Origin of the sequence: Weissella sp. DD23, from assembly GCF_001579105.1 — a bacterium.
Taxonomy (GTDB): domain Bacteria; phylum Bacillota; class Bacilli; order Lactobacillales; family Lactobacillaceae; genus Weissella; species Weissella cibaria.
Genome location: NZ_KQ970451.1, coordinates 1 through 489 on the forward strand (window position 1 = coordinate 1; position 489 = coordinate 489).

Annotated in this window: 1 protein-coding gene; it reads right to left on the bottom strand. The window is 37.2% G+C overall.

Features of this window, described 5'->3' with window-relative positions; translation table 11 throughout:
* Positions 1 to 187: OB-fold domain-containing protein (locus tag WEIDD23_RS12185; RefSeq protein WP_278279508.1), on the bottom strand; the 187-nt coding region annotated here is incomplete at its 3' end.
* Positions 188 to 489: the final 302 nt, after the last annotated feature.

Here is a 489-nt window from a genome sequence, read left to right on the forward strand (position 1 = left end):
CTGTCAAAAAGCCATACAACGATTGTTCATTTTCACGAATAATTTGTTCCACATAAACCCGTTCTAACTCATTCATTGGAAAAGCATAGGGGTTCGCCACCAAAACACGGTAGCCAATGCCGCCAACTTCAACGACAATATAATTTGGTGCAACTTCTGTTATAACACCGTTTAAATATTCGTACATTTTCGTCGAACCTCGCTTAATTTCTATTTATTAGTATACCAGAAAATTAGGTTATCTCGAATTCCACGCCAAACCTTACGATGTCTTCAGAATAAGAACAGAAAATTCATATTTAATTCACAACTACTGAATATGATAACTATATCGACTTGATATTAATCAGTTGTTCAACCCACGAACGACTGCAAGTCGATTCGTCACCCACATGGCGATTGATTCAGCTTACCCAAGCGAATCTACTCAATTAATATCTCTTATATAACCTACAACAAAAATGGACCTCGTCTTCGTGACAAGGTCCA